General features: G+C 61.5%; 19 protein-coding genes. 5 read left to right on the top strand and 14 right to left on the bottom strand.

Features of this window, described 5'->3' with window-relative positions; all coding sequences use genetic code 11:
- Positions 1-299: 299 nt before the first annotated feature.
- Both LOY67_RS21620 and LOY67_RS21615 read right to left on the bottom strand, forming a co-directional pair.
- A complete protein-coding gene (locus LOY67_RS21620; protein ID WP_265064356.1) occupies positions 300-1,808 on the bottom strand; it encodes a sigma-54-dependent transcriptional regulator in 1,509 nt (502 codons plus the stop codon).
- Between the two features lie 212 nt (positions 1,809-2,020).
- Positions 2,021-2,926, bottom strand: coding sequence for a LysR family transcriptional regulator (locus LOY67_RS21615; RefSeq protein ID WP_265064355.1), 906 nt, complete (start codon positions 2,924-2,926; stop codon positions 2,021-2,023).
- Positions 2,927-3,038: 112 nt separating this feature from the next.
- Between LOY67_RS21615 and LOY67_RS21610 the strand changes: the two genes are divergently transcribed.
- Both LOY67_RS21610 and LOY67_RS21605 read left to right on the top strand, forming a co-directional pair.
- Complete coding sequence (locus tag LOY67_RS21610) at positions 3,039-3,917, top strand: MBL fold metallo-hydrolase (protein WP_265064354.1); 879 nt, start codon at positions 3,039-3,041, stop codon at positions 3,915-3,917.
- Positions 3,918-4,110: 193 nt separating this feature from the next.
- The gene (locus LOY67_RS21605) at positions 4,111-4,725 is read left to right on the top strand and encodes an NAD(P)-dependent oxidoreductase (protein WP_265064353.1); all 615 of its coding nucleotides are present in this window, start codon (positions 4,111-4,113) and stop codon (positions 4,723-4,725) included.
- A 152-nt stretch (positions 4,726-4,877) separates the two neighbouring features.
- Here the strand turns inward: LOY67_RS21605 and LOY67_RS21600 are convergent, their stop codons facing one another.
- From LOY67_RS21600 to glpK, 10 genes are all read right to left on the bottom strand, one after another.
- Positions 4,878-5,207 carry a GlpM family protein gene (locus LOY67_RS21600; protein ID WP_265067802.1) on the bottom strand — a complete coding sequence of 110 codons (330 nt, stop codon included), beginning with the start codon at positions 5,205-5,207 and terminating at the stop codon, positions 4,878-4,880.
- Between the two features lie 26 nt (positions 5,208-5,233).
- Positions 5,234-6,562, bottom strand: a complete 1,329-nt coding sequence (locus tag LOY67_RS21595; RefSeq protein ID WP_265064352.1) for a sigma-54-dependent transcriptional regulator — start codon at positions 6,560-6,562, stop codon at positions 5,234-5,236.
- On the bottom strand, positions 6,559-8,460 hold the full coding sequence (locus tag LOY67_RS21590) for a sensor histidine kinase (protein WP_265064351.1): 1,902 nt from the start codon (positions 8,458-8,460) through the stop codon (positions 6,559-6,561). Before LOY67_RS21590 ends, LOY67_RS21595 begins: the two co-directional genes overlap by 4 nt.
- Before the next feature lie 160 nt (positions 8,461-8,620).
- Positions 8,621-9,355, bottom strand: a complete 735-nt coding sequence (locus tag LOY67_RS21585; protein WP_018614195.1) for an amino acid ABC transporter ATP-binding protein — start codon at positions 9,353-9,355, stop codon at positions 8,621-8,623.
- Complete coding sequence (locus LOY67_RS21580; RefSeq protein ID WP_265064350.1) at positions 9,352-10,023, bottom strand: amino acid ABC transporter permease; 672 nt, start codon at positions 10,021-10,023, stop codon at positions 9,352-9,354. Before LOY67_RS21580 ends, LOY67_RS21585 begins: the two co-directional genes overlap by 4 nt.
- The gene (locus LOY67_RS21575) at positions 10,023-10,769 is read right to left on the bottom strand and encodes an amino acid ABC transporter permease (protein ID WP_041020252.1); all 747 of its coding nucleotides are present in this window, start codon (positions 10,767-10,769) and stop codon (positions 10,023-10,025) included. The genes LOY67_RS21580 and LOY67_RS21575 overlap by 1 nt, the downstream gene beginning before the upstream one ends.
- A 192-nt stretch (positions 10,770-10,961) precedes the next feature.
- Positions 10,962-11,876 (bottom strand): glutamate/aspartate ABC transporter substrate-binding protein, encoded by a 915-nt coding sequence (locus LOY67_RS21570; RefSeq protein WP_265064349.1) that lies wholly within the window; start codon positions 11,874-11,876, stop codon positions 10,962-10,964.
- 440 nt (positions 11,877-12,316) lie between these two features.
- Entirely contained in the window at positions 12,317-13,855 is a 1,539-nt protein-coding gene (gene glpD / locus LOY67_RS21565; RefSeq protein WP_265064348.1) for a glycerol-3-phosphate dehydrogenase, read from the bottom strand.
- A 238-nt stretch (positions 13,856-14,093) separates the two neighbouring features.
- Positions 14,094-14,849 carry a DeoR/GlpR family transcriptional regulator gene (locus LOY67_RS21560; protein ID WP_265064347.1) on the bottom strand — a complete coding sequence of 252 codons (756 nt, stop codon included), beginning with the start codon at positions 14,847-14,849 and terminating at the stop codon, positions 14,094-14,096.
- A gap of 94 nt (positions 14,850-14,943) precedes the next feature.
- Complete coding sequence (gene glpK, locus LOY67_RS21555; RefSeq protein ID WP_265064346.1) at positions 14,944-16,449, bottom strand: glycerol kinase GlpK; 1,506 nt, start codon at positions 16,447-16,449, stop codon at positions 14,944-14,946.
- Between the two features lie 196 nt (positions 16,450-16,645).
- Here glpK and ybaK point away from each other — a divergent pair, with 196 nt between their 5' ends.
- Together ybaK and LOY67_RS21545 are read left to right on the top strand one after the other, a co-directional pair.
- Entirely contained in the window at positions 16,646-17,116 is a 471-nt protein-coding gene (gene ybaK / locus LOY67_RS21550; protein ID WP_265064345.1) for a Cys-tRNA(Pro) deacylase, read from the top strand.
- Between the two features lie 106 nt (positions 17,117-17,222).
- Complete coding sequence (locus LOY67_RS21545) at positions 17,223-18,005, top strand: PhzF family phenazine biosynthesis protein (RefSeq protein WP_265064344.1); 783 nt, start codon at positions 17,223-17,225, stop codon at positions 18,003-18,005.
- Positions 18,006-18,572: 567 nt separating this feature from the next.
- Here the strand turns inward: LOY67_RS21545 and LOY67_RS21540 are convergent.
- Positions 18,573-19,682, bottom strand: coding sequence for an ABC transporter ATP-binding protein (locus LOY67_RS21540; protein ID WP_265064343.1), 1,110 nt, complete (start codon positions 19,680-19,682; stop codon positions 18,573-18,575).
- Positions 19,679-20,599, bottom strand: a complete 921-nt coding sequence (gene argF, locus LOY67_RS21535; RefSeq protein ID WP_265064342.1) for an ornithine carbamoyltransferase — start codon at positions 20,597-20,599, stop codon at positions 19,679-19,681. Before argF ends, LOY67_RS21540 begins: the two co-directional genes overlap by 4 nt.
- A 404-nt stretch (positions 20,600-21,003) precedes the next feature.
- On the opposite strand from argF, the gene LOY67_RS21530 reads away from it, so the two are divergent.
- Positions 21,004-21,288 (top strand): hypothetical protein, encoded by a 285-nt coding sequence (locus LOY67_RS21530; RefSeq protein ID WP_041020244.1) that lies wholly within the window; start codon positions 21,004-21,006, stop codon positions 21,286-21,288.
- The last annotated feature ends 15 nt before the right edge of the window (positions 21,289-21,303 follow it).

Here is a 21,303-nt window from a genome sequence, read left to right as displayed (position 1 = left end):
AGTTTCTCTGGGCGTGAAAACACCACGCTGTAGCGAAATCGCTACAGTGTTGCGCCTAAATAAAAATGTTGTGGGATCAAAGCCTTATACGGCGCTGTTTACCGCTGTCTGTAGCGATATCGTTCCGCTGTAGCGCTTTCAGTACATGTGGAGGTCGTTTTTGGCTGGGTTTGTATAACACCGCCGAACTCCTGTGGGAGCGAGCCTGCTCGCGATGGCGGAGTATCAGCCAATATTTCTGTAACTGACACGCCGCCATCGCGAGCAGGCTCGCTCCCACAAGGGGGACAGCGGTGGACCTACGGCTTGTTGGAAATCCCATACTTGCGCAACCGATGGGCAATTGCCGTGTGGGATGTTTGCAGGCGGCTGGCGAGCTGGCGGGTGGAGGGGTAGTTGACATAGAGGCTTTCGAGCAGGTGTTTCTCGAAGGTTTCCATGGCCTGTTCCAGGCTTTCGACGTCCACATCGCCTTGTCGTGCGACGGAGGTGCCGGCGATGTCCAGGTCGCCGATGTCCACCAGGCTGCTTTCGCAAATGGCCGCGGCGCGGAAGATCACGTTCTGCAGTTGCCGCACGTTGCCGGGCCAGCGGTTGCCCAGCAGCGCCGGATAGGTGCCGGGGGCCAGGCGACAGACCGGGCGCTGGATCTGCGCACAGGCCTGCTGCATGAAATACCGAGCCAGCAGCAGGATGTCCTGGCCGCGCTCACGCAGGGGCGGGACTTCGACGTTGAGCACGTTCAGGCGATAGAACAGGTCTTCGCGGAACGAACCTTCGTTGACCATCTTCTCCAGATTGCGATGGGTCGCGCTGAGGATCCGCACGTTGACCTTGATTTCCCGGTCGCCGCCGACCCGGCGGAAGCTGCCGTCGTTGAGGAAACGCAGCAGCTTGGCTTGCAGATACGGTGACATCTCGCCGATTTCGTCGAGGAACACCGTGCCCTGGTTCGCCAGTTCCATCAGCCCCGGTTTACCGCCCCGTTGTGCGCCGGTAAAGGCGCCGGGGGCATAGCCGAACAGTTCGCTTTCGGCCAGGTTCTCCGGCAGCGCGGCGCAGTTCAGGGCCAGGAACGGCGCGCCATGCCGCGCGCTGATGGCATGGCAGGCCCGGGCCACCAGCTCCTTGCCGGTGCCGGTTTCGCCCTGGATCAGCAGCGGTGCATCCAGCGCCGCAACCCGTTGCGCCCGGGCCTTGAGGGTGCGGATCGCCGGGGAGTCGCCGAGCAGCGCGTCAAAACCTTCGGCATGGTCGTGGTGCAGCGCCGACAGGCGTTCGCCGATGCGGTTCGGCTGATACAGCGTGAGCAGCGCGCCGGCGTCGGTGATGGGTGTGGCGTCCAGCAGCAAGGTCTGGCCGTTGAGGGTGATTTCCCGCAGCGGCAAGCGAAAGCCATTCTCCAGCAAGCTGCCCAGCAGCGCCTCGTCCCCGAACAGCCCGGCCACGCTTTCACCGGCCGGTTCGCGACCGTACAGGGCAATCAGCGCGGGGTTGGCCAGCAACACGTTGCCGGCGCTGTCGAGGGCCAGCACCGGATCGGTCATGGCCGCCAGCAAAGCATCGAGCTGTAGATGCCGACGCTGGCCCGGCAGGATGTCCACCACGGTGACCGCCTGCACCCCGCGCACGCTGAACAGCGCCTCGCGCAGCTCGTCCAGCACCTGCGGGCTGAGGGTCGGGGCGTCGATGTAGACGTTGGGCGGCACCATCTCCACCGCATCCAGATTGAGATTGCGCCCACCCAGCAAAGCCAGGACTTCCTGGGTGATGCCGACGCGGTCGATGAAACTGACGTGGATACGCATGGGGCGGTTTCGGGTTCTGGAATGCGAAGGGTGGCAAGTATGCCTTGGGGCGGGCTATTGGTGAAATCCAGGTGCAAGACTTGAGAGGCGCATTACCCCTGTGGGAGCGAGCCTGCTCGCGATGGCGATGTGTCAGTTGCAGAAATGTTGGCTGATACTCCGCTATCGCGAGCAGGCTCGCTCCCACAGGGGACAGTGGTGAAAAGGTACTTTTACAACCCCACATCCCACCCCGGCGTCTCGGGAAACCTCACCACCAGGAAATCCAGCAGGCTGCGCAGCGCCGACGGCATGTGCCGGCGGGAAGCGTACACCGCGTACATGTTCATCTGCCGGGGCTCGGCGTTGGTCAGCAGGCGAACCAGTTCGCCACTCTTGATGTGGGCGCCGGCCTGGTAGCTGGGCAGCATTGCCACGCCGGCGCCGGCGATGGTCGCCCGTAGCAGGGTGCTGGCGTCATTGCCGCTGATATTGCCCTGCACCGGCACCGAGACCTGCTCGCCGTCCTGCTCGAAATGCCAGAGGCTCTTGCCCACGTAGGCATGGGTCAGGCAGTTGTGCTGGCTCAGATCCTCGACCCGTTGCGGCGCCGGGTGTTCGCCCAGGTACCTGGGTGAAGCACAGATCACCGAGCGGCAGATGCTGAGACGTCGGGCGATCAGGCTGGGGTCCAGGTCGTTGCTCATGCGGATCGCCAGGTCGATGCGTTCATCCACCAGGTTCACGATGCGATCGAGCATCTGCAGGTCGACACTCACCCCCGGATAACGGGCGACGTACTCGGTAATGGCCGTTGCCAACTGGGCCTGGCCGAACGAAGTGCTGGAACTGATGCGCAACATGCCCCGTGGGGCGTCGTCCGGTGTGCTGACGGCCGCCTGCATGTCGCTGGACAGCTCCAGCATCTGCCGGCAGCGCGGCAATGTCTCCATGCCGGCGGCTGTCAGGCTCAGCTTGCGGGTGGTGCGGTGCATCAATCGGGCACCGACCCAGTCTTCCAGTTCCGCCAGATAGCGCGACACCACCGGCCGCGACAGGTCCAGGTATTCGGCCGCCGCCGACTGGCTGCCCAGGTCCACCACGGTGACAAACACCCGCATTGCTTGGAGACGATCCATGATTTGCCCGCTTTCAGAAACAAACTATGTCGTAGCATCGCATTTTTTGGAATGAACCAGATGACTAAGCTCCGTTTCATTGCCTTTCGGGCTATCGACAATGGAGCACAGCATGACCGGATTCACCTCACTCAAGCGCCTGTTACTGGCGGCCGCCGGCCTGGCCTTCACCGCCCACGCCTGGGCCGCCGACCTTACGCTGGACGTCTACAATCCTGGCGAGGCGGCGGTTTTCCCGGTGACCTCGGTACTGGTCAGCGGCGCAAAGGAGGCGATTCTGGTGGATGCCCAATTCGGCAAAGCCCAGGCTGAACAGGTGGTGCAGAAAATCCGCGCCAGCGGCAAGCAACTGACCACGATTTATATCAGCCATGGCGACCCGGACTACTATTTCGGCCTGGAAACCCTGACCGCCGCATTCCCTGAGGCCAAGGTGCTGGCGTCTGCACCCACCGTCGAGCACATCCGGCAGACCGTCGACGGCAAGCTTGAATACTGGGGGCCAATCCTGAAGGCCGATGCGCCGACCAAAGCGGTCGTGCCCCAGGTGCTCAAGGGCGACAGCCTGATGCTGGAAGGCCAGCGCTTGCAGATCGTCGGCCTCGACGGTCCGCAACCGGACCGCAGTTTCCTGTGGATTCCTTCGATCAAGGCAGTGGTCGGCGGTGTGGTGGTGGCCGAGAACATTCACGTCTGGATGGCCGATACCCAGACGCCGCAATCCCATAAGGACTGGCTGGCGACGCTGGCCGGCATTGAGAAGCTGCAACCGCGCACCGTGATTCCAGGCCATTACCTGGGCGAGAGCGCCCGCTCCCTGGCCGCGGTCACCTTCACCGCCGGTTACATCAAGGCGTTCGACGAGGAGACCGCCCGGGCCAAGGATTCCGCCGCGCTGGTCGCAGCCATGAAACAACGTTATCCGAACCTGGGCGATGACAGTTCGCTTGAGCTCAGTGCCAAGGTGGCGAAGGGGGAGATGAAGTGGTGAACGAGAGAGTAAATCCCTTTGAAACGCGCCGTAGGAGCTGTCGAGTGCAACGAGGCTGCGATCTTGCCCCAAACAATTGAATCCAGAGCGAACGCTTATCAGATCAAGATCAAAGATCGCAGCCTTCGGCAGCTCCTACAGGTCTCTGCCACAACAGCATGTCTATCAAACTTGTTAGTCACAGGAGAACACCATGAGCAAAATCGCAATCATCGGCGCCACCGGTCGTGCCGGCAGCCAACTGTTGGAAGAAGCCCTGCGTCGCGGTCACAGCGTGACGGCTATCGCCCGTAACACCGCGAAAATCGGTGCGAGGGCCGGGGTGACCAGCAAGCAACTGGATGTACTGGACAGCGAAGCGTTGACTGCAGCGGTCGCCGGCCACGACGTGGTCATCAGCGCTGCGCATTTTTCCACCGTCCCGGCCGACAAGGTCATTGCTCCGCTGAAGGCCGCCGGGGTCAAGCGGTTGCTGGTGGTGGGCGGCGCCGGTTCGTTGCTGCTGCCGGACAACAGTCGGGTGATCGACAGCGACGGTTTCCCTGAGGAATACCTCGCTGAAGCCACGGCCGGTGCACTGTTCCTGGACGTGCTGCGCAAGGAGCAGGACCTGGACTGGACCTTCCTCTCGCCTTCGGCGGAGTTCGTTGAAACCGAACGCACCGGTCAATTCCGGGTCGGCAAGGATCACTTGTTGTTCGACGCCACCGGGCGCAGCTGGATCAGCTTTGCCGACTACGCCATTGCGATGATCGATGAAGTGGAAACGCAGCAGTTTTCACGCACGCGGTTCACTGTCGGTTACTGATCCGCTGTGTGTAGGAGCTGTGTAGGAGCTGTCGAGCGAAGCGAGGCTGCGATCTTTTGATCTTTTGATCGTTCACTCATGACTCAATTGACTGGGGTAAAGATCGCAGCCTCGCTGCGCTCGACAGCTCCTACACCGCTCCTACACAGCTCCTACGCGTGAATCCTCACCCAGACGCTGACCAGCACCGTCGCCGCCATCAGCCACGCCACTGCCGCCACGGCCAGTGAAGCCTCGAGGCGCATGCGGTCGACCATGATGTACAGCGTCGCCAGATACACGAAGTACGGAATGATCGACCACATGCCAAACACGATGGTGGTCTTCAAGTCGTCCACCGAGCGGCCCTTGCCGACGATGTAATGGGCGATCAGGGCGAAGGTGGGAAACAGCGGCACCAGCCCGGCGATGTAATAGTTCCGGGTCTTGGCGAGCATCGCCAGGATCACCACCACGGCCGCGCCGAGCGCTGCCTTGAAAATCAGGTCCACAGCTTCATCATCTCCGGTCAGTGGCTCAGGCCGTACTTTTTGACTTTGTCGAACAGCGTGGTCTTGGCCATTCCCAGTTCCAGGCTGGCCTGGGTCAGGTTGCCGCCGCTGCGTTGCAGGGCGTCGACCAGCAGGTTGCGCTCGAAGGCTTCCACCGCTTCGGCGAAGGCCAGGCCCTGGCTGCCGCCGCCGGCCCCGGACCGCTTGAAGGCCGGCAGGCCGAGGGCAAAGCGTTCGGCGACGTTGCGCAGCTCCCGCACATTGCCCGGCCAGTCGTGGCTCATCAGGTTCGACAGGGTCTGGTTGTCCAGCTCCGGCGCCGTGCGATCGAAGCGCAGGGACGATTGCTGAAGGAAATGCTCGAACAACTGCAGGATGTCTTCGCGTCGCTCGCGTAGTGGCGGCAGTTCCAGGGTCACCACGTTGAGGCGGTAATACAGGTCGCTGCGAAACTGTCCGGCCCGGCCCAGTTCATCCAGGTCGGACTTGGTGGCGGCGATCACCCGGCAATCCACCGCCACGCTCTGGTTCGAGCCCAGGCGTTCGAGGGTGCGCTCCTGCAGCACGCGCAACAATTTGATCTGCAAGGGCAGGGGCATGCTTTCCACTTCATCGAGAAACAGCGTGCCGCCGTCGGCGTGCTCGATCTTGCCGATCCGACGCTTGCCGGCACCGGTGAAGGCATTGGCTTCGTGGCCGAAGATTTCGCTTTCGAACAGGTTCTCCGGCAATCCCCCGCAGTTGAGCGCGACGAACTGTTTGCCGTGGCGTCGGCTGAAATCATGCAGGCAACGGGCGACCAGTTCCTTGCCGGTGCCGGTTTCGCCTTCGATCAACACGTTGGCCGAGGTATCGGCGACGTTGGCGATCAGTTCCCGCAGGTGCTGCATGGCCGGCGAGCGGCCGATGATCCGGCCTTCCAGGGAGTCGCGTTCAGCCAGTTGCCGGCGCAGCGACGTCACTTCCCGGGCCAGGCTGCGCTGTTCCAGGGCGCGGCGGGCGACGTCCACCAGGCGTTCGGGGGAGAAGGGCTTCTCCATGAAGTCGTAGGCGCCTTTCTGCATCGCGCCGACGGCCATGGAGATGTCGCCGTGACCGGTGATCAGCACCACCGGCAGGCTGCGGTCCCGGGCCTTGAGGCGGGTCAGCAGTTCCAGGCCATCGATGCCCGGCAGGCGGATGTCACTGATGACGATGCCGGCAAAGTCATCGCCGACCCGTTTCAGGGCTTCTTCGGCGCTGCCCACGCCAACACAGGGAATGTCTTCCAGGGCCAAGGCCTGCTGGCAGCCCAGCAGGACATGGGGATCGTCTTCGACGATCAGTACGCTCAGGTCGTTGTTCATAGCGGCTCGGCAGATAAAGGGCTTACCAGCGGTAAACCGAGGACAAAGGTGCTGCCACCGCCATCCGGGTGCTCGACATCCAGATGCCCGCCAGCGGCGGCGGCCAGGCTTGCCGAGAGCGTCAGGCCCAGGCCCAGGCCTTGTTCGCCGGGTTTGGTGGTGAAGAAGGGTTCGAACAGATGCTTGCGCGTCTCCGGGTCTATGCCGTGGCCGTTGTCCCGTACCCGCAGGCGATATTTCCCCTCCTCGGCCTGGCCTTCGAGCCATAGCCGTGGCTCGGGCTGGTTCTGCATGGCGTCCAGGGCATTGCCGATCAGGTTCACCAGGATCTGTTCCAGGCGTGTCTGGTCGATCTGCACCTGGACGTCAGCGAAACCGGCATGCACCTGGATATGCTGGCTTTCGAGGCGACCACCCAGCAATTGCAGGGCGGCCTCGATGGCCTTGCCGAGGCTGGCCCGCCCCTTGTCGTCCCCGCGTCGGGCGAAGGAGCGCAGGCTGGCGGTGATCCGACCCATGCGATCGATCAGTTCGTTGATGGTCTTGAGGTTGGCGCTGGCGATGTCCAACTGACCGCGTTCCAGGAAGCGCACGGTGTTGCCGGACAAGGTACGCAGCGCGGCCAGCGGCTGGTTGAGCTCGTGGGCGATGCTGGTGGACATCTGCCCGATGGCCGCCAGTTTGCCGGCCTGCACCAGTTCGTCCTGGGCCCGGCGCAACGTCTCCTCGGCCTGCCGGCGTTCGCGGATCTGGCCCTTGAGCCGTTCGTTGCTGGCCCGCAGGTCGGTGGTGCGTTCGGTAATCCGACGCTCGAGCTGGCTGTTGGCTTCCTGCAAGGCTTCGCGGGCGGCGAGGCGGGTGGCGATGACCTTGCGCCGCTCGTTCCAGGCGATCAGCAGGAACGCCACCAGGGCGAAGGCCACCGCCACCAGGATGCCTTGGTTGATCGACTGGCGGCGCAGGTCTTCAAGGGGGGTCAGCAGGGTGAAGTTCCACGGCGTGTCGTTCAGGGGCCGGGTCTGCGAAAGATAACTGATGGCCTGCTTTTCAGCCGCCACCTCGGTATTGGCCGGGAACGTCAGTTTCTCCATGCCTTCGGTCAGCCGCTCCCGAGCCAGGGGAATCAGTTCGTTCAGCGGGAACCAGTAATATTGCAGGCTGCGGGCCAGGCGTTCCTTGGTTTCATCACTCAGCGGGCGCACGGACTTGAGCCGGCGTGCCGGGTCGCTGGAGAGGATGATGATGCCGTTCTCGTCGCTGACGAAAGCCTCCAGGCGCGCCCGTTGCCAGCGCTCCTCCATGGCTTCGAGGCGTACCTTGACCACGGCGACGCCGATGATCTTGCCCTGTTGTTCGAGACCGTGGGCCAGGTAATAGCCCGGCTCGCCGTTGGTGCTGCCGATCCCGTAGAAGCGCCCCGGCTGGCCGCGCACGGCATTCTGGAAATAGGCGCGGAAGGACAGGTCTTCGCCCAGGTAGCTGTCGACGTCGCGCCAGTTGCTGGTGGCCATGACCCGGCCGGTGGTGTCCATTACATAGATGGCCCGGCTGCGGCTGCGGCGGTTCAGGCCTTCGAGGTATTCGTTGACGGTCTTGCGATGTTCCGGCGTCGGGTCGTCGAGCAGTTGCGAGACGCTGGATTCAAGCTCCAGCAGGCTGGGCAGGTAGGTGTACTTGCTGAGCTCGCTCTCGACCGCGCGGGCGTGCAACTCCAGCTGGCGCTCGCCGTTCTCTGCAAGACCGCGGATGCCGTAGTGCTCGCTGATCCAGAAACCGAGGTAACCCAGGCCGATCATCAACGCGATGATCAACGGCGGCAGGAACAGGTGGCGGATCAGGCGGGGTTTCACGGCAAGTGATGGCGGCGCGGCGCGATAGAGGGTGGGGTCGCATTTCATCACAGAAGCCTTGGGTCAACCACAACACAAATCTACATACCAGCGCAGGCCCCTTGTGGGAGCGAGCCTGCTCGCGATGAGGGCAGTACAGTCAACATGGATGCTGACTGTCAGTCCGCTTTCGCGAGCAGGCTCGCTCCCACAGGGTTGCGCGGCGATCTTAGTGCTGCAGGATTTTCTCAAGGAAGTGCTGCGCACGTTCGGAGCGGGCGCTGATGTCGCCGAAGAACTCTTCCTTCGGGCAGTCCTCGATGATCTGGCCCTGGTCCATGAAGATCACCCGGTTCGCCACTTTGCGGGCGAAGCCCATTTCGTGGGTCACGCACATCATGGTCATGCCTTCGTGGGCCAGTTGCACCATCACGTCGAGCACTTCGTTGACCATTTCCGGGTCGAGGGCCGAGGTCGGTTCGTCGAACAGCATCACCACCGGGTCCATCGCCAGTGCACGGGCAATCGCCACGCGCTGTTGCTGGCCGCCGGAGAGCTGGCCCGGGTGCTTGTGGGCGTGGGCCGACAGGCCTACGCGCTCAAGCAGTTGCAGGCCCTTCTTGGTGGCTTCTTCCTTGCTGCGGCCCAGCACCTTGATCTGCGCGATGGTCAGGTTCTCGGTGATGGTCAGGTGCGGGAACAGTTCGAAGTGCTGGAACACCATGCCCACCCGCGAACGCAGTTTCGGCAGGTTGGTCTTCGGGTCGGCGATGGACGTGCCGTCGACCACGATGTCGCCTTTCTGGAACGGCTCCAGGGCGTTCACGCATTTGATCAGGGTGGATTTGCCCGAGCCCGACGGACCGCACACCACCACCACTTCACCCTTGCTGACCTCGGTGCTGCAATTGGTCAGTACCTGGAAGTCCCCATACCACTTGTTGATGTTCTTGATAGAGATCATACGGCGAACCTTTTTTGCAGACGCTTGACCAGCAGCGAGGCGGCAAAGCTGATTGTGAAGTACACGAGACCTGCGACGATCAGGAACTCATTGGAGCGGCCGATGATGTCGCCATTGGCTCGCGAAGCATTGAGGAAGTCCACCAGGCCGACGGTGTAGACCAGCGAGGTGTCCTGAAACAGGATGATGCTCTGTTGCAGCAGCAGCGGGGTCATCTTGCGGAACGCCTGGGGCAGGATGATCAGGCGCATGGTCTGGCCATAATTCATGCCCAGTGCCTGGGCGGCGCCCATCTGGCCCTTGGGGATCGACTGCACGCCGGCCCGGACGATTTCGCAGAAGTACGCCGCTTCGAACATCATGAACGCCACGACGCAGGAACCGAACGCGCCGATGGGCGTGTCTTCGCCGGTGATCCAGCGCAGCACGAACGGCACCGCCAGGTAGAACCAGGTGATGACCAGCAGCAACGGGATCGAGCGGAAGTAGTTGACGTAGGCGCCGGCGATATTGGACAGCAACCTGTTATGGGACAGGCGCATCAACGCCAGGATCGTCCCCAGGACAATCCCGCCGACCACGCCCAGGACCATCAATTGAAGGGTCATCACCATGCCGTTCCACAGGCCGGGAATGGCCGGGACGACACCGCTGAAATCGAATTCCATTATTTACCCCCCACGGAGATGAGGCCGGGCACCGCGACTTTCTTCTCGACCATGCGCATGAGCAGCATCAGGCTCATGTTCAGGGTGAAATAGATCAGCGTCGCCAGGGTGAAGGCTTCGAACAGGTTGGCGGAGAACTCGGCGGTCTGCTTGGTCTGCGCGAGCAGTTCCATCAGGCCGATCAGCGAGGCCACGGAGGAGTTCTTGAAGACGTTGAGGAACTCCGAGGTGAGCGGCGGAATGATGATCCGGTAGGCCTGGGGCAGCAGCACGTTCCAGTAGATCTGCGGCAGCTTGAAGCCCATGGCCCGGGCCGCGGATTCCTGGCCGCGTGGCAGCGCCTGGATACCGGTGCGCACTTGCTCGCAGACCCGGGCGGCGGTGAACAGGCCCAGGCAGACGACGACGCTCAGGTAGGCCGACGTGGTCGGGTTCAGGTCCTGCTTGTACCACTCCTGCAGGTTTTCCGGCAGCAGGTCGGGCACCAGGAAGTACCAGATGAACAGCTGCACCAGCAGCGGCACGTTACGGAAAAGCTCCACGTAGCAGGTGGCGATACCCGACACCAGCCGGTTCGGCACGGTGCGCATCACGCCCAGCACCGAGCCCAGCAGCAGGGCAATGATCCAGGCCACGACGGCAATGGCGATGGTCCAGCCCAAACCGGCGATGTACCAGTCGAGATAAGTCTCGCTGCCCACGCCGGTGGACTTGAAGAACACGCCCCAGTCCCAGTTGTAATTCATTAGGGTCTCCCCTCAGATCGTTCGATGTACAGATGCCCGCCTGGGGAAACTCCGTTCCCGCCCGACCTCGAAGGCCAGGCACACCCGTGGGGCTCGACAGCCACCGGTTCGAGTGTTTCCTTATTGTCAGCTGGGAGTGACCATCCCCTGAAAGGGCCGGGCCCCTTCAGGAGATAAGGTTAGCCAGATAAATCAGGACTTCTTGTCGTCAGCCGCTTTGTCGGTCGGATTGGCGATCAGTGCCTTGAGCTCGTCGCTCATCGGGAAGTTCAGGTTCAGGTTTTTCGGCGGGATAGGCTGGGTGAACCACTTGTCGTAGATCTTGTTGATCTCGCCCGACGCGTAGGTGGCCTTGATGGCGTCATCCACAGCCTTTTTGAACGGCTCGTCGCCTTTGCGCATCATGCAGCCGTAGATTTCGTAGGACTGTGGCGTACCGGTCACGGCCCAGTCTTCGGCTTTCTTGGCCTTGGCGGCTTCACCGGCCAGCAGGGCGTCGTCCATCATGAACGCGACGGCACGACCCGATTCCAGCATCTGGAAGGATTCGCCGTGGTCCTTGGCGGAGATGACGTTCATGCCCATCTGCTTGTCGGCGTTCATCGCCTTGAGCAGCCGCTCGGAGGTGGTGCCGGCGGTGGTCACGACGTTCTTGCCCTTGAGGTCGTCGAAATCCTTGTACTTGGAATCTTTCTTGGAGAGCAGGCGGGTGCCGATCTCGAAGATGCCAACGGAGAAGTCAACCTGCTGCTGACGCTCGACGTTGTTGGTGGTGGAGCCGCATTCCAGGTCCACGGTGCCGTTCTGGACCAGCGGGATACGGGTTTGCGAAGTGACCAGGTTGTACTTGACCTGCAGGTTCGGCATGTCCAGGTCTTTTTTCAGGGCTTCGACGACTTTCAGCTGGATGTCGTGGGAGTAGCCGACCGGTTTGCCGGAAGCGTCCGCGATGTAGGAGAACGGAATGGAAGCGTCGCGATGCCCGAGTGTGACGACGCCGGACTCTTTGATCTTTTTCAGCGTGCCGGTCAGTTCGGCAGCGAAAGCTGGGGTGCTGATCAGAGCGACAGCAACGGCTGCGCCCAGGAGGTGGGGAACGATACGCATCGATGTTTCCTCGACATTGTTTTTTTTATTTCAGCCGGTTCGGCCCTGAGTACTTCGAGTGCCAGGTTGCTCCTGTTGTGTCGGCGTCCGGGCATTCGTCTCGAGGAGTGTAGAGCATGACCCGTGCCAGGCCAGGGAGCTGTGGTTAACTATTTGTTTTATATGAAAATTAATGTTTTGTTTCGGGTTTTTAGCAAAGAAAATATCCGGTTAGCCGAACCGACCGTCGGGTCGTGTTCGGAAAACCGACTGCCTGAGCTGCGCCCCAATCCCTGTGGGAGCGAGCCTGCTCGCGAAAGCGGTCTGTCTGAATCGATGATGTTGGATGTGCAATCGCTTCGCGAGCAGGCTCGCTCCCACAGGGAGGCGTGGCGAGGTTTCAGATAGCAAAAAGCCCCTGAATCGAAGGATTCAGGGGCTTGGTTGAGCAGGCTGAGGGATCAGGCTGCTTCAATCTTGCGGCGGTTCTGTTCGACTTTATCCAGGTACTGCTGCAATTTTTCCTGTTCGGCCGCAGTGGTGAACAAGCCCAGCTTGCTGCGACGCCACAGAATGTCCCGGGCATCGACGGCCCATTCGTCGCTGCACAGGTAATCGACTTCCCGGGTATAGAGGTCGGCACCGATCAACTCGCCCAGGTCGCTCAGGTTGTGCACGCCTTCGAGCATGCGCCAGGTACGGCTGCCGTACGTTGTGGCCCAACGGCGTGCGAGGGCGGTCGGTACCCAGTCGAATTTGTCGCGGATCGCCGAGCAGAGCGCTTGCGGGGTGGTCATGTTCTCGCCGCCGGGCAGCGAGGCCTCGGCGGTCCAGCTCGGCCGCATCTGAGTGAAATACGGGGCCAGTTGCGCCATGGCCGATTCGGCCAGCTTGCGGTAGGTGGTCAACTTGCCGCCGAACACCGACAGCAAGGGCGCTTCTTGGCCGCCACCGGAAAGTGCCAGAGTGTAGTCCCGGGTCACGGCCGACGGGTTGTCGGATTCGTCATTGCACAGCGGACGCACACCGGAATAACTGTGCAGGATGTCGTCGCGGCCGATCTGTTTCTTGAAGTGAGCATTGACCACATTCAACAGGTAGTCGGTTTCGCCGTCGGTGATCGCCACCTTGGCCGGATCGCCGGTGTATTCGCGGTCGGTGGTGCCGATCAGGGTGAACTGGTTCAGGTAGGGAATGGTGAACACGATGCGCTGGTCTTCGTTCTGAAGGATATGCGCATGCTCGCCTTCGTAGAGTCTCGGCACGATCACGTGGCTGCCCTGAATCAGGCGGATGCCATAGGGCGATTCCATCTTCAGGTCATCGCGAATGAACTTGGCGACCCATGGACCGGCCGCATTCACCAATGCCTTGGCGCGGATCGAAAACAGGCTGCCGTCGGCGCGTTCCAGGTGCAAATGCCACAGGCCGTTGCTGCGGCGGGCGTTCACGCAACGGGTACGGGTGTGGACGTGCGCACCTTTCTCTCGGGCTGCCATGGCGTTGAGCACCACCAGCCGCGCATCGTCGACCCAGCAATCGGAGTATTCGAAGCCCTTGGTGATCTCGCTTTTCAGGGCGTTGTCGGCGCCGAATTTCAAACTCCTGGAGCCGGCGAGCTGCTCACGCTTGCCCAGGTGATCATAGAGGAACAGGCCGGCACGAATCATCCAGGCTGGACGCAGGTGCGGGCGGTGGGGCAGGACGAAGCGCATCTGCTTGACGATATGCGGAGCCTTGGCCAACAACACCTCGCGCTCGGCCAAGGCTTCACGCACCAGGCGGAATTCGTAATGTTCCAGATAGCGCAGCCCGCCGTGGATCAGCTTGCTGCTGGCCGATGACGTGTGGCTGGCCAAGTCGTCCTTTTCGCAAAGGAACACCGAAAGACCGCGACCGGCAGCGTCCGCGGCGATCCCCACGCCATTGATACCACCGCCAATGACGGCGATGTCGTAGATTTCGGCGATAGGGGGCGTAGGCAACGTGGAGGTGGGCATCGGCTGGCCTCGGGCTCTGTTCGTAACATTTGAATTCGAACATAAATGTTCATTTGCGAAAATACTAGCCCATTACTACAGCAACGGCTAGTCGATCCCGATTGAAAAAACTCATCGAAAGTGGCTGAAAGGAAAATTTTCGAACATAAAAAATCGCAGGCTTCGCCCGCTCCTACAGGGATGGCGTAGGGGCTGGCGAAGCCTGCGATCTCTTGAAGCTGAAAGCTTGTAGCTGCCCCTAAACCACTTCCAGCCGAATTTTGTGCTGACTCAGCAGTTGCACCAATGCCGGCACCGGCTGCTGATCGGTCACCAGGCAATCGATCAGGCTGATGGGCCCCAGGCGGACCATGGCGTTGCGCCCGAATTTGCTCGAGTCCGCCGCCAGTAGCACTTGCCGGGCGTTGGCGATGATCGCCTGGGAGACGCGCACTTCCTGGTAGTCGAAGTCCAGCAGGCTGCCGTCTTCGTCGATCCCGCTGATACCCACCAGGGCGAAATCGACCTTGAACTGGTTGATGAAGTCGACGCTGGCCTGGCCGACCACGCCGCCGTCGCGGCGCACGTTGCCGCCGGCGATCAACACTTCGAAGTCGTCCTTGGCGCTGAGGATCGACGCCACGTGCAGGTTGTTGGTGATGACCTTCAGATGATTGTGATTGAGCAGCGCCCGGGCGATGGACTCGGTGGTGGTGCCGATGTTGATGAACAGCGAGGCGTGATCGGGGATCTGAGCGGCGATGGCTTCGGCGATGCGCTGTTTCTCGTCGCGCATCTGATCGGCGCGCATGGCGTAGGCGGTGTTTTCAACGCTCGAATCGTAGGCGGCGCCACCGTGGTAGCGACGCAGCAGATTAACCTCGGCCAGTTGATTGATGTCACGGCGGATGGTTTGCGGGGTGACGACGAACAACTGAGCCATTTCCTCGATGCTGACATAGCCGCGTTCACGGACCAGTTCGAGGATTTGCTGCTGACGGGGAGGCAGATTCATGGGACTTCCTTTGGGCTGCCATGCAAAATTTGCCCATGATGCCGCAGGAATCCACTCCCGACCAGTTTCAGTCCTTCTTCATGGCGGTTTCAGGCTACTCGGCGTCTTCGTGAGCTTCCCAGTCGCGGGTGCGGCTGATGGCTTTTTTCCAGCCGGCGTAGAGTTTTTCCTTCGCCTGTTCGTCCAGTTGCGGTTCGAACCGGCGCTCGATCACCGCTTTGCCGCGCAGCTCTTCCAGGCTGCCCCAGAAGCCGCATGCCAGGCCCGCCAGGTACGCGGCACCCAGGGCCGTGGTTTCACGCATTTTCGGGCGTTCGACCTGGGTGCCCAGGATGTCGGACTGGAACTGCATCAGGAAATTGTTCGCCACCGCGCCGCCGTCAACGCGCAAGGCCTTGAGGCGTTCACCGGCGTCCTGCTGCATGGCGTCGAGCACGTCGCGGGTCTGGTAGGCAATCGACTCCAGCGCTGCGCGAATGATGTGATCGACCCGTACGCCGCGGGTCAGGCCGAACAGTGCGCCACGGGCATAAGGGTCCCAGTATGGCGCACCCAGGCCGGTGAAGGCGGGCACCAGGTACACGCCATTGCTGTCCTTGACCTTGTTGGCAAAGTATTCGGTATCGAGGGCGTCGTTGACGATTTTCAGCTCGTCGCGCAGCCATTGCACCGTGGAGCCGCCATTGAACACGGCGCCTTCCAGGGCATAGGCGACTTCGCCGCGGGGGCCGCAGGCGATGGTGGTGAGCATGCCGTGATTGGATTTGACCGCTTTGTCGCCGGTGTTCATCAGCAGGAAGCAGCCGGTGCCGTAGGTGTTTTTCGCCTGGCCCGGTTCCACGCACATCTGGCCGAAGAGGGCGGCCTGCTGATCACCGGCGATACCGCCGATGGCAATGCCGCTCTTGGTGCGGCCATAGATTTCCGAGGACGACTTCACTTCCGGCAACATTTCCGGGGGAATGTCGAGAATCTCCAGCATCTTCGCGTCCCACTCCAGGGAGTGGATGTTGAAGAGCATGGTGCGCGAGGCGTTGGTGTAGTCGGTGACGTGGACCTTGCCGCCGGTAAATTTCCAGATCAGCCAGCTGTCGACGGTGCCGAACAGCAGCTCACCGTTGCGCGCCCGCTCGCGGCTGCCTTCCACGGTGTCCAGGATCCACTTGAGCTTGGTGCCGGAAAAGTACGGGTCGGTGACCAGACCGGTGGTCTGGCTGATGTAGGGCTCGTGGCCGTCGCGCTTGAGCTGTTGGCAGATCTCGGTGCTGCGCCGACATTGCCAGACGATGGCGTTGTAGATCGGACGACCGGTGGTCTTGTCCCAGACCACCGTGGTTTCACGCTGGTTGGTGATGCCAATGGCGGCCACCTGGTCATGGTGCAGGCCGGCCTGGGCCAGGGCTTCGACCATGACCGCACTCTGGGTGGCGAAGATCTCCATCGGGTCATGTTCGACCCAGCCAGCCTGGGGGTAATGCTGGGCGAATTCGCGCTGGGCGGTGCAGACCACATTGGCGTCACGGTCGAAGATGATCGCGCGGGAGCTGGTCGTGCCCTGGTCGAGGGCAATGATGTAGTTCTTGTTCTGGATGTCGGTCATATCGATTGCCTTGGGACGTAAATCTGGTCTCGGGTGATGCTCGAGATATGCGTTCTGGCTTTCACTTTCGAAAAAATATAGACAAGAAACGCTGCTGTCAAAGATTGAAAGTGAACCTTCGGTCATATTCTCAACTATTCGTGAAGTATGACTTAGAATCCCGGCCCACTCTTTTCTGATTTCTTCAGGAGCGGTCATGACCCCCGCATTGGATCTGCTTAAAAAAGTGCGCGCCGAGCATCGTATCCATAGTTACGAGCACGATCCCAAGGCCGCCTCTTATGGCCTGGAGGCTGCGCAAAAGCTGGGGCTGGATCCGGCGCAGGTGTTCAAGACGCTACTGGCGGCCAGTGAGAAGGGGGAGTTGCTGGTGGCGGTGGTGCCCGTGGTCGGCAGCCTCGATCTGAAAGCGCTGGCCCATGCCGCCGGGGTGAAAAAAGTCGAGATGGCCGATCCGGCGGCCGCACAGCGCTCCACCGGTTATCTGCTCGGCGGCATCAGCCCGTTGGGGCAGAAGAAGCGCTTGCGCACCTTCATCGACAATTCCGCCCAGCCCTTCGCCAGCATCTATGTCAGTGCAGGGCGACGCGGGTTGGAAGTTGAGCTGGCACCGAGGGTGCTGGCCGAGCATACCGGTGCATCATTCGCCGATATCGGACGCATCTGATTCATCATGCCCTACGCTGTAGGGTGAAAATTCAGCGAATCTGTCACTGGCAAACCCGTGCCCCGACGCCCCATGCTCGCGCATCCAATAAAAAGGAGAAATTGCCATGCAGCTTGCGTTTCATCAGGTCGATGCGTTCAGTGATCGGCCCTTTGGCGGCAACCCGGCGATGGTCTACCGGTTGGACGCCTGGCTGGCCGACGACTTGATGCAGAAAATCGCCGCTGAACACAACCTGGCCGAAACCGCGTTCCTGGTGCGCGAAGGCCAGTATTGGCACATCCGCTGGTTCACCCCTACCACCGAAGTCCCGTTATGCGGGCATGCCACGCTGGCCAGCGCCCATGTGTTGTTCGAGATCTATCACGAAACCGCCGAGCGGCTGGACTTCATCTGCAAATCCGGCCCCTTGAGCGTCAGTCGCGAAGGTGACCGGTTGTGGCTGGATTTTCCGGCCATGGTCCCCAGCGAACTGGGCGCCTCCCTGGCTGTGCAAAACGCCTTGGGTGTCGAGGCGGTAGATGTCCTGACATCCAATGTGCTGTTCGTGGTCCTGGAGTCGGAGCAGGCGGTGCTCGATTGCAAACCGGACATGGCGGCCCTGGCGAAACTGCCCTGGCCCGGCGCCATCGTGACCGCACCGGGTAGCCGACATGATTTCGTCTCGCGTTACTTTGCGCCAGCGATTGGCATCAACGAAGACCCGGTGACCGGATCGACCCATTGCAGCCTGGTTCCATACTGGTCCAAACGCCTGGGCAAGCTGGGACTGACCGCTTATCAATGCTCGGCCAGGGGGGGGGGGCTGTTCTGCCGATTGGAGGGGGAACGGGTGAAGATTGGTGGGGATGCGACGTTGGTGGCCAGTGGGACATTGTCGCTGGGCTGATGAGGTCGGCCGCAAGGCCGCCATCGCGAGCAGGCTCGCTCCCACAATGGGATTGGCGTACACCTGAGAGAGTTAGGCCGGCTGTAAGGCCGCCATCGCGAGCAGGCTCGCTCCCACAATGGGATTGGTATACACCTGAGAGAGCCAGGCCGGCTGTAAGGCCGCCTTCGCGAGCAAGCTCGCTCCCACAATGGGATTGGCGTACACCTGAGAGAGCCAGGCCGGCTGTAAGGCCGCCTCGCGGTGGACGTTGATCTCGGCGCCCCGTTAACCACGCTGGCCGAACGCAGGTATTGCGTAGTGGGCATCCCGGCATGGATGCCGGGATAGCCGCGCTGGGCCATGGATGGCCCTTCGCGGCGGGCCCACGGAGCAATGCCTGCGTTCGGGCACACCGAGCCTAGGCGAGGTGCCGAGTGGTGGGGCATGAGCGCTTTGGTTACTTTCGCGCTCTTCGAAAGTGACTCGGCGTAAGGCCGAAACCATAAGCCGCCGTTGCCGCAGCAATGGATATGTACTTGGTCAGAAGATCCTGGCCGGCTGTCAGGCCGCCACCGCGACCCGGAATCAATGACCCGCACTGTACCGCCGCACCCCACTCTCCACCGGCGGTACATGCGCAGCCATGCTCCCCGACGCCTGAAACAGCACCAAGTGTTCAGCCGACACCCGAATACCCACATTGGCCCCGACCCGATGATCGGCATGGCTCGGAAAGATCGACTCCAATTGTGCCCCCGTCGGCAATTGAAGGCGGTACAAGGTCGAAGCCCCCAGAAACGTCTTGCCAACGATCTGAGCAGTGAGCGGGCTGTCCGGTGCGTAGACGATATCGTCCGGCCGCAACAACACGTCCACCGCGCCACCGACGGGCCAGGTGTAGGCCCGGTTGCCGCGCAGGATGCCCAGCTCGGTCTGCACCGATTCCGGACTTTCGAGCCGGCCACGGATGAAATAACCCTGGCCGATGAAACTGGCGACAAAGGGTGTCAGTGGTTCGTGATACAGGTTGTAGGGCGTGTCCCACTGCTCCAGCCGACCTTCCTTGAACACCCCGACATGATCACTCACGGCGAAGGCTTCTTCCTGGTCATGAGTGACCAGGATCGCGCTGGTACCGCGCGCCTTGAGGATGTCCCGCACTTCATGGCTGAGCTTGCGCCGCAGCTCGCCGTCGAGGTTGGAGAACGGTTCGTCGAGCAACAGCAGTTGGGGTTCCGGCGCCAGTGCACGGGCCAGTGCCACGCGCTGTTGCTGGCCACCGGACAGTTCATGGGGAAAGCGTTTGCCCAGGTTCTTCAGGTTGACCAACTCCAGCAATTCTTCCACCACGCGATCCTTGTCCGGATGCTTGCGGATGCCGAAGGCGATGTTCTCGGCCACGCTCAAGTGGGGGAACAGCGCATAGTCCTGGAACACCATGCCGATGCGGCGTTTTTCCGGGGCCAGGGTGAAGCCGGCGCGGGAGAGGGTTTCCCCGGCCAGCTGGATTTCACCTTCGTGCACCGGCTCGAAGCCGGCAATGGCCCGCAATGTCGTGGTCTTGCCACACCCGGACGAGCCGAGCAGGCAGCCGATGTCGCCAGCATTGAGGTGCAGGTTGAGGTTCTGCACGACCCGTTGGTCCTGGTAACCGCAGGCCAGGTTGTGCAGATTCAACAGCAGGGAATGACTCATGCGTGGTGGTACGCCGGCTCGACAAGGAATTCGAGCAGGGCCTTTTGTGCATGCAGACGATTCTCGGCCTGGTCCCAGGCGACCGAGCGCGGGTCATCCAGCAGGTCGAAGCTGATCTCTTCGCCACGATGGGCCGGCAGGCAATGCATGAACAGCACCTCGGCATCCGCCAGGTCGAGCAAGGCCCGGTTGACCTGCAGCGGCGCGAACAGCTTGAGGCGCTTGGCGGTTTCTTCTTCCTGACCCATGGAGGTCCAGACGTCAGTGCTCACCAGATGCGCGCCGGCCACGGCCAGTTTCGGATCCCGGACGATGGACACCCGATCCCCGGCCTTGGCCACCAGTTCGGCGTTGGGGTCGTAGCCCTCGGGGCAGGCGATGCGCAACTGGAAGTCGAATTGCATCGCCGCTTCTATATAGCTGTTGCACATGTTGTTGCCGTCGCCGATCCAGGCCACGGTCTTGCCCTGGATCGAGCCCCGATGTTCGAGGAACGTCTGCATGTCGGCCAGCAACTGGCAGGGGTGCAGGTCATCGGACAGGCCGTTGATCACCGGCACGCGGGAATGGGCGGCGAACTCGGTCAGGGTGCTGTGGGCAAAGGTACGGATCATCACCACGTCGAGCATGCTCGACATGACAATGGCGCAGTCGCTGATCGGCTCGCCACGGCCCAGCTGGGTATCGCGGGGCGACAGGAAGATCGCCTGGCCGCCGAGCTGGATCATGCCGGCTTCGAACGAAATACGGGTGCGGGTCGATGACTTTTCGAAAATCATCCCCAGCACGCGGTTCTTCAGGGGCTCGAACAGTACACCGCGGTTACGCAGGTCTTTGAGCTCCACGCCTCGACGGATCACGCCCAGCAACTCATCGGGCGTGAAATCCATCAGGGAGAGAAAGTGCCTTGCGCTCATGATTGACTACCTTTTTTGTAACGGACCGCAGATGCTCAAAGCCTTGTTTAATGGAAAAACGGGCGAGACCTGCGGCAAAAGCCGCACGGGGCGACGAAATAGGGGAAGGCGCGATCTTATAAGGAAATGTCGCGTCTTACCAATAGGGCTACGGTTTTTGGGGATTTCAGCGAAGTCACCACATGACGTTGATGACATGTTTGAGGCCGGTTTCCTGACAGCAGCGACCCATTTGTACACTGGCGTTGCGCAGCTTGGCAATCAGCCAGGACGGGCCTGACGTTGCGGGTGGTCGGTTTGTGACCTGTCGCTTCATGATTCGCCTGTCTGTTGCCAAGTGTGAAACATTTCCTAATGCAAAAGGGCTGGGTTATAAAAGAACTCCTAGACGCAGGAGCCTCGAAATGGATTCGAAAGAGCAACAACTGATGGAGCTGCTGGGGCTGACGGCACGCTCCCTGACTCACCTCACCGCATCGGTGACGTCCATGTCATTCGAGTTGTTGCGCAGCGACGATGAAGTCATCAAGGCCGCCGGTCGCCGCATGATCGATCGCATGGCCACCATCAGCGGAGGGCTCGACGAGCATTGGCGGTTGATCGGTGAGCTGACGGGGGTGCCCATCGCCCAGGAGCAGGTGCAAACCGTCGAGGAGATCCAGCTGTTGGCACCGCCTCCCGAGCAATGAGGCCACTTCATCGGC

This window comes from Pseudomonas sp. B21-056 (genome assembly GCF_026016325.1).
In the GTDB taxonomy this organism is placed as follows: domain Bacteria; phylum Pseudomonadota; class Gammaproteobacteria; order Pseudomonadales; family Pseudomonadaceae; genus Aquipseudomonas.
This window is presented reverse-complemented; position numbering and strand designations above follow the sequence as displayed.